Here is a 7,773-nt window from a genome sequence, read left to right as displayed (position 1 = left end):
TCGCGCGTGAAGGCGTCGAGCGCGCCCAGCGGCTCGTCCATCAGCATCACGTCCGGGTCGCTGGCCAGCACGCGGGCAATGCCCACGCGCTGCTGCATGCCGCCCGACAGCTCGTCGGGGTAGCTGTCGGCCCAGCATCCCAGGCCCACCTGCTCCAGCGCCAGTGCGGCCTGGCGCTGGCGCTCGGGCCGGGCCACGCCCGCCAGTTCGAGGCCGAACGCGGTGTTGTCCAGCACCGTGAGATGGGGCATGAGCGCGAACGACTGGAACACCATGCTGATGTCCTTGCGGCGCAGCGCGCGCAGTTGCCGGTCGGACAGCGCGTTGATGTCCTGGCCATCCACCAGGATGCGGCCCGCCGTGGGCTCGATCAGCCGGTTGAGCATGCGCAACAGGGTCGACTTGCCCGAGCCCGACAGCCCCATCACGACGAAGATCTCGCCCGCCTCGATGGTGAAGCTGGCGTCGAACACGCCGATGGAATGGCCGGTGCGCGCCAGGATGTCCTGCTTGCTCAGGCCCTGGCTGGCGAGCTCGAGCGCGGCTTGCGGCGCATCGCCGAAAACCTTGAACACATGTTCGATGGTGATTTGTTTGGCCACGGTGTGGGTCCTCCCTCGGTTGGAACGGGTTGAACACGCCCCGGCCGCCCGAAGGCGGGCGGGGCTGCGAAAGCCTGGGCATTCGAGACCCTGATGCGGCAGCCGAACCCGGACGCCCAGGGCGCGCGGGAACAGCGGCGAAAGGGTGGGCACCGAGGTGACCGGGATCGGCCCGAATGGCACGCGAGGCGGTGCGCAAGGGCCTGGGGCGTGCCGGGAGAGGTCGGTCGGAGGACTCCCGGGGATCACGCGGCGCCGAGCCCGACGAACGGGCGGGCGCCTTGGGGCATCAGGGCCGAATGGGTCGGCCATGGGCCAGGGGGGAAGCGGCCGGGCCTGGGGCCGGGCCGCCGTTTTCCTGGCGGGATCCGCTCCGGTGAAAGCGCCGCGTTGCGGGCCGGAAAGAGCGGATTACCTGCATTGCAGGTTGTAAAACACTCCAAAAGTATAGTTATTGGGTGTTTTTGTGTCAAAAGACCCGGGTTTGCTCGATGTGTTAATCGCGGGCGCAGCAGCGGAGCCGGGTGGATACCGGTTTGCTATGTTTTTGGTAGCAATCAGGCCAACAAGTACTAAGGCAAGAGCCCCGAAAGACCCCTGTTTGGGGGCCTTGCCGGGGCTCGGTGGGAGAGGGTGTGGGCGCTCAGTGCTTTTCGTGCGAAACGTTCAGCAATTTGTCAGTGTAGGCAATGGCGATGGCGCTCAGCAGGAACACCACGTGGATGATCGTCTGCCACATCAGCACCTTCTCGTCGTAGTTGGCGGCGTTGATGAAGGTCTTGAGCAGGTGGATGGAGCTGATCCCGATGATCGACAGGCCCAGCTTGACCTTGAGCACCGAGGCGTTCACGTGGCCCAGCCATTCCGGCTGGTCGGGGTGGCTTTGCAGGTTAAGCCGGCTCACGAAGGTCTCGTAGCCGCCCACGATCACCATGATGAGCAGGTTGGAGATCATCACCACGTCGATGAGCGCCAGCACGACCAGCATGATCACCGTCTCGTTCAGCGCCGTGACCTCCACGCCCGGCTTGTAGCCGATGCTGGTGACCAGCGACTGCAGCGCGCCCTGGTGGCCGAACGCGGCCTCGATCAGGTGCCACAGCTCCACGAGGAAGTGCCACACGTACACGCCCTGGGCGGCGATCAGGCCCAGATAGAGCGGCAGTTGCAGCCAGCGGCTGGCGAAGATCAGCGAGGCCAGCGGGGTGAGGGACTTGCTGCCGTTGCGGGAAGCGGGGGGTTGCGGGAGGGCCATGGGAGGGTTTTCTTGAAAATCGCTAGAAATGAAACTCGCGCGATTCTAGAAGCACCGGCCGCTTGCCCTGTGACAGAAACCCGCCGCCTGCACAGGCGTAGCATCGGAGCCTTTGGCGGCCGCCGGCATCCGTCAGTGGCATGTAAGTGCGGCCCCCGAAAGTACCGCCAAATTATGTTGACTCCAGGAGACAAAACCCATGAGTGCGCCCTCGTCCACGATTGAATCCGTGCTGGTGGAAAACCGCGTTTTCCCGCCCTCCGAAGCCCTGCAGAAGGCCGCGCGCATTTCCGGCATGGCCGGCTACGACGCGCTGTGCGCCGAGGCCGAGCAGGATTTCGAAGGCTTCTGGGCCCGCCTGGCGCGCGAGAACCTGCAGTGGGACAAGCCCTTCACGCGCACGCTCGATGCCTCCAAGGCGCCGTTCTACGAATGGTTCGCCGATGGCCAGTTGAACGCCAGCGCCAACTGCCTGGACCGGCACATCGGCACCCCGGTCGAGAACAAGACCGCCATCATTTTCGAGGCCGACGACGGCACCGTCTCCCAGGTCACCTACAAGGAACTGCTGGCCCGCGTGGGGCAGTTCGCCAACGCGCTCAAGGCCAACGGCGTGCAGCAGGGCGACCGCGTGCTCATCTACATGCCCATGACGGTCGAGGGCGTGATCGCCATGCAGGCGTGCGCGCGCATCGGCGCCACGCACAGCGTGGTGTTCGGGGGCTTTTCTGCCAAGGCGCTGCAGGAGCGGATCATCGATGCGGGCGCGGTGGCCGTCATCACCGCCAACTACCAGATGCGCGGCGGCAAGGAGCTGCCGCTCAAGGCCATCGTGGACGAGGCCCTGGCCATGGGCGGCTGCGACACCATCCGCAGCATCCTCGTTTACCAGCGCACGGCCACCGCCTGCGCCATGGTGGCGGGCCGCGACAAGACCTTCGCCGAGGCGCTGCAGGGCCAGAGCAGCGACTGCCCGCCGGTGCCCGTGGGCGCCGAGCACCCGCTGTTCATCCTGTACACCAGCGGCTCCACCGGCAAGCCCAAGGGCGTGCAGCACGCCACCGGCGGCTACCTGCTGTGGGCCAAGCTCACCATGGATTGGACGTTCGACCTGCGCCCGGACGACGTGTTCTGGTGCACGGCCGACATCGGCTGGATCACCGGCCACACCTACGTGGCCTATGGGCCGCTGGCTGCGGGCGCCACGCAGATCATCTTCGAGGGCATTCCCACCTTCCCGAACGCCGGCCGCTTCTGGCAGATGATCGAGCGCCACCGCTGCACGATCTTCTACACCGCGCCCACGGCGATCCGCTCGCTCATCAAGGCGGCCGAGGGCGATGCCGCCGTGCACCCCGCACGCTCCGACCTGTCGAGCCTGCGCATCCTGGGCAGCGTGGGCGAGCCCATCAACCCCGAGGCCTGGATGTGGTACCACAAGAACGTGGGCGGCGAGCGCTGCCCCATCGTGGACACCTTCTGGCAGACCGAGACCGGCGGCCACGTCATCACCCCGCTGCCGGGCGCGACGCCGCTGGTGCCGGGCAGCTGCACCTTGCCGCTGCCGGGCATCGCGGCCGCGATCGTGGACGAGGTGGGCAACGACATCGCCAACGGCACGGGCGGCATCCTGGTCATCAAGAAGCCCTGGCCCAGCATGATCCGCACCATCTGGAACGACCCCGAGCGCTTCAAGAAAAGCTATTTCCCCGAAGAGCTCAAGGGCTACTACCTGGCGGGCGACGGCGCGGTGCGCAGTGCCGATCGCGGCTACTTCCGCATCACGGGCCGCATCGACGACGTGCTGAACGTCTCGGGCCACCGCATGGGCACCATGGAGATCGAATCGGCCCTGGTGTCCAAGACCGATCTGGTCGCCGAGGCCGCCGTGGTGGGCCGGCCCGACGACGTGACGGGCGAGGCGATCTGCGCCTTCGTCGTGCTCAAGCGCTCGCGCCCCACCGGCGACGAGGCCAAGGCCATCGCCAAGGAACTGCGCGACTGGGTCGCCAAGGAGATCGGCCCCATCGCCAAGCCCAAGGACATCCGCTTCGGCGACAACCTGCCCAAGACCCGCAGCGGCAAGATCATGCGCCGCCTGCTGCGTTCCATCGCCAAGGGCGAGCAGATCACGCAGGACACGAGCACCTTGGAAAACCCTGCGATCCTGGATCAATTGGCTGAAACCAATTGATCCAGGTGGCCGCCGCAAGGCGGCCTGGCGCGAAGCGCTTCGCAGGGTTTGACGGCACTCATATCGCCGCAGGCGATGTGAGTGACGGCAAAATCCCCCCCACCGTCAGTACGGCGCCTCTGTTTTTATGCTTTCAAAACCACCGCATGCTCCCGTCCAGTGGTTTTTCGTTTCCGGCCCGCGCTGTAGGACAGTGCCGGTTTCAATTTCCAGCCAGCGATAACCGCTCCCGCACAGGTTAAAAACGTCCCCCAACCGCGCCTGCCAGGCTGCGGATTTCGACACCTTCCGGGAGATTGACATGAATTTCAGAACCATCGCGCTGCTGCTCATCGTGGCCGCCATGGCCGTGCTGGCCGCGCTCAACTGGACCACGCTGGCCACCCCATCCGTCATCTCGCTGGGGCTGACCTCCTTCGAGGCCCCGCTGGGCCTGCTCATGCTGGGGCTGACCGTGCTGCTGGGCATTTTCTTCATCGCCTACGTGCTGTCGCTGCAGGGCTCGGTGCTGCTGGAGACGCGCCGCCACGCCAAGGAAATGACGGCCCAGCGCGACCTGGCCGACAAGGCCGAAGCCTCCCGCTTCACCGAACTGCGCGCGTTTCTCGAAAACCAGAACCTGCAGTCCCATTCCGCCCTGATCGCGCGCATCGATGCGCTGGAACTGCATCTGGCCCAGCGTGCCCAGGAATCGGACAACACCACGGCGGCCTACGTGGGCCAGCTCGAACACCAGCTGCGCGGCACCCCGCGCGTCGATTCCCGCATCGACCCGATCTGATGTGGTGATGCGTCGGCGGCACAGCTTGCCTGCCGACCCTCCAAAACGAACGCCGCGCTGCACGGGTTCCCGTGCAGCGCGCGTTTGCGTTGGCGTTGATCGGCAGCGCGATGGATGGATTTACTTCAGCGACAGCACCCAGGCGGCCAGCTTCTTGGCGTCGGCATCGTTCACCTGGGCATTCGCCGGCATGGGCACCGGGCCCCACACGCCGGATCCGCCCTTCATGATCTTGGCGGCCAGCTTGTCCACCGCATCCTTTTGGCCGGCGTATTTGGCGGCCACATCCTTGTACGACGGGCCCACCAGCTTCTTGTCCACCGCATGGCAGGCCATGCAGTTTTTCGAGGTGGCGAGGGCCTGGTCGGCCAGGGCCGGCACGGCCACCGACAGGGCCATCGCGAGGGTGATCAGGGTGCGCTTCATCGGGGGTTTCCTGTGGGTTGTGGGTTAGTATCCGGCTCAATGAAATTGTAGTGGCGGGGGTTGACCCCTGGCACGTAAAGTCCGTACCGCACAGGAGATCACCATGTACGCGCTGGGTCTGGGAGTGCTTCTTGTGCTGCTCAAATACCTCGAGATCGGGCCAGTGGCTCTGTGGTCGTGGTGGTGGGTTCTGTCCCCCTTCGCCGTGGCCTTCGTCTGGTGGGCCTGGGCCGACGCCACCGGCTACACCAAGCGCCGCGCGATGGAACGGATGGACCAGCGCAAGCAGGACCGCATCAACAAGAACAAGGAAGCCCTGGGCATCCAGCCGCGCAACCGCCGCTGAACGCACCGCCCCGATCGGCACCGACCCCTCCAACCAAAAGCCCGCGCGCCTGACCGGCCGCGGGCTTTGTCTTTTGCAATGGCCGGCGCGCGGCCGGCCTGGATCAGTAGGCGTCCAGCACCGCGCCCTTGCTGGCGCTGGCGGCATTGAAGGCGAACTTGGCCTGCACGCCGCGCGTGTAGCGCGGAGCGGGGGGCGTCCAGCCTTCGCGGCGGCGGGCCAGTTCGGCCTCGGGCACGTTCAGTTCGAGCCGCAGCGTGTGCGCGTCGATGGTGATGGAATCGCCTTCGTTCACGAACGCGATGGTGCCGCCCGCCGCCGCTTCCGGTGCCACGTGGCCCACGACCATGCCCCAGGTGCCGCCGGAGAAGCGCCCGTCGGTGATGAGGCCCACGCTTTCGCCCAGGCCCGCGCCGATCAGCGCGCCCGTGGGTGCCAGCATCTCGGGCATGCCAGGCCCGCCCTTGGGGCCCAGGTAGCGCAGCACCATCACGTCGCCCGCCACGATCTTGCCGTCCAGGATGGCCTTCAGGGCCGACTGCTCGTCGTCGAACACGCGCGCCGGGCCGGTGATGACGGGGTTCTTCAGGCCCGTGATCTTGGCGACCGCGCCTTCGGGGCTCAGGTTGCCCTTGAGGATGGCCAGGTGGCCCTGCTCGTACATGGGCCGGTCGATGGGGCGGATCACGTCCTGGTCGGCGCGGGGCGCGTCCGGCACGTCCTTCAGCACCTCGGCGATGGTCTTGCCTTCGATGGTGAGGCAGTCGCCGTGCAGCAGGCCGGCGTTCAGCAGCACCTTCATGACCTGCGGAATGCCGCCGGCCTGGTGCAGGTCCACGGCCAGGTACTTGCCGCTGGGCTTGAGGTCGCACAGCACGGGCGTCTTCTGGCGCACGCGCTCGAAGTCGTCGATGGACCATTCCACGCCGGCCGCGTGCGCGATGGCCAGGAAGTGCAGCACCGCGTTGGTCGAGCCGCCGGTGGCCATGATCACGGCCACGGCGTTTTCGATGGACTTCCTGGTCACGATGTCGCTCGGGCGGATGTCCTTCTTGATCGCCTCGATCAGCACCTTGGCCGATTCCTTGGCCGAGTTCTGCTTCTCGTCGTGCGGGTTGGCCATGGTGCTGGAGTAGGGCAGGCTGATGCCCAGCGCCTCGAACGCGCTGGACATGGTGTTGGCCGTGTACATGCCGCCGCACGAGCCGGTGCCGGGAATGGCGCGCTTTTCGATCTCCTTGAGGTCGAAGTCGCTCAGGTTGCCGGCGGCGTTCTGGCCCACGGCCTCGAACACGCTCACGATGTTCAGGTCCTGGCCCTTGTACTTGCCCGGCAGGATGGTGCCGCCGTACACATAGATGGCCGGCACGTTGGCGCGCAGCATGCCCATCAGGCCGCCGGGCATGTTCTTGTCGCAGCCGCCCACGACGACCACGCCGTCCATCCACTGGCCCTGCACGCAGGTTTCGATGCAGTCGCTGATGACCTCGCGGCTCACCAGGCTGTACTTCATGCCTTCGGTGCCCATGGCCATGCCGTCGCTGATGGTCGGGGTGCCGAACACCTGGGCGTTGCCGCCGGCTTCCTCAATGCCCTGGATGGCCGCATCGGCCAGCTTCTGCAGGCCCGAGTTGCACGGCGTGATCGTGCTGTGCCCGTTGGCCACGCCCACCATGGGCTTCTTGAAGTCGCCTTCTTCGTAGCCCATCGCGTAGTACATCGAGCGGTTGGGCGCGCGCGACTTGCCTTCGGTGATGTTGGCGCTGCGGCGGTTGATCTGCAGGGGTTTGTTTTCCATGGGGGCGTCCTTCGTGGGAGGAAATTTCGTGTCGCCGGGCCGGCCTCGGGTGGGCGGGCGGCTTTTGGGGCAGCGCGGAGTATGCGCTGTTTGATTGATTGGTTCCAATCCGTTTTCAAGGGGTCATTGATATGCTTGGCATATGAATGACGCATCGATCGAGCTGCGCGTGTGGCGCCAGTTCCTGGCCGTGGCGGAAGAGCTGCACTTCGGCCGCGCCGCCCAGCGCCTGCACATGACCCAGCCCCCGCTCACCCAGGCGATCGCTCAGCTGGAGCGCACGCTGGGCCTGCTGCTGTTCGACCGAACGCGCCGCCGCGTCGCGCTCACGCCGGCCGGCGAGGCGCTGCTGCCCGACGTGCGCGAGGTGC

General features: G+C 66.3%; 8 protein-coding genes. 4 read left to right on the top strand and 4 right to left on the bottom strand.

The features are described from left to right. The coding region (locus AC27IQ_RS16065) for an ATP-binding cassette domain-containing protein (protein ID WP_487090047.1) at positions 1 to 602 on the bottom strand (602 nt) is incomplete at its 3' end. A gap of 643 nt (positions 603 to 1,245) precedes the next feature. After that, positions 1,246 to 1,857: a TIGR00645 family protein gene (locus AC27IQ_RS16060; RefSeq protein ID WP_092740989.1), complete on the bottom strand. Its 612-nt coding sequence runs from the start codon at positions 1,855 to 1,857 to the stop codon at positions 1,246 to 1,248. Between the two features lie 199 nt (positions 1,858 to 2,056). Between AC27IQ_RS16060 and acs the strand changes: the two genes are divergently transcribed. Both acs and AC27IQ_RS16050 read left to right on the top strand, forming a co-directional pair. Continuing rightward, entirely contained in the window at positions 2,057 to 4,051 is a 1,995-nt protein-coding gene (acs, locus tag AC27IQ_RS16055; protein WP_487090046.1) for an acetate--CoA ligase, read from the top strand. 301 nt (positions 4,052 to 4,352) lie between these two features. Beyond that, a complete protein-coding gene (locus AC27IQ_RS16050) occupies positions 4,353 to 4,832 on the top strand; it encodes a LapA family protein (RefSeq protein WP_272564182.1) in 480 nt (159 codons plus the stop codon). A gap of 120 nt (positions 4,833 to 4,952) precedes the next feature. On the opposite strand, the gene AC27IQ_RS16045 is transcribed toward AC27IQ_RS16050, so the two are convergent. Then, complete coding sequence (locus AC27IQ_RS16045; protein ID WP_272564181.1) at positions 4,953 to 5,258, bottom strand: c-type cytochrome; 306 nt, start codon at positions 5,256 to 5,258, stop codon at positions 4,953 to 4,955. Between the two features lie 103 nt (positions 5,259 to 5,361). Between AC27IQ_RS16045 and AC27IQ_RS16040 the strand changes: the two genes are divergently transcribed. Then, positions 5,362 to 5,604, top strand: a complete 243-nt coding sequence (locus AC27IQ_RS16040; RefSeq protein WP_284399149.1) for a TIGR04438 family Trp-rich protein — start codon at positions 5,362 to 5,364, stop codon at positions 5,602 to 5,604. Positions 5,605 to 5,707: 103 nt separating this feature from the next. On the opposite strand, the gene ilvD is transcribed toward AC27IQ_RS16040, so the two are convergent. Next, positions 5,708 to 7,402, bottom strand: coding sequence for a dihydroxy-acid dehydratase (gene ilvD, locus AC27IQ_RS16035; protein WP_317352305.1), 1,695 nt, complete (start codon positions 7,400 to 7,402; stop codon positions 5,708 to 5,710). A 142-nt stretch (positions 7,403 to 7,544) separates the two neighbouring features. Here ilvD and AC27IQ_RS16030 point away from each other — a divergent pair. Then, on the top strand, positions 7,545 to 7,773 hold a 229-nt coding region (locus AC27IQ_RS16030; protein WP_487090045.1), incomplete at its 3' end, for a LysR family transcriptional regulator.

The organism is Acidovorax sp. KPB24-07 (assembly GCF_057543315.1).
Note: the sequence above shows the minus strand (reverse complement) of the source record. Positions and strands in the feature narration are given on the sequence as shown.

Coding starts and splice junctions, on each gene's coding strand:
- AC27IQ_RS16060 (WP_092740989.1), bottom strand. CDS start 1,857: ATGGCCCTCCCGCAACCCCCCGCTTCCCGCAACGGCAGCAAGTCCCTC.
- AC27IQ_RS16050 (WP_272564182.1), top strand. CDS start 4,353: ATGAATTTCAGAACCATCGCGCTGCTGCTCATCGTGGCCGCCATGGCC.
- AC27IQ_RS16045 (WP_272564181.1), bottom strand. CDS start 5,258: ATGAAGCGCACCCTGATCACCCTCGCGATGGCCCTGTCGGTGGCCGTG.
- ilvD (WP_317352305.1), bottom strand. CDS start 7,402: ATGGAAAACAAACCCCTGCAGATCAACCGCCGCAGCGCCAACATCACC.
- acs (WP_487090046.1), top strand. CDS start 2,057: ATGAGTGCGCCCTCGTCCACGATTGAATCCGTGCTGGTGGAAAACCGC.
- AC27IQ_RS16040 (WP_284399149.1), top strand. CDS start 5,362: ATGTACGCGCTGGGTCTGGGAGTGCTTCTTGTGCTGCTCAAATACCTC.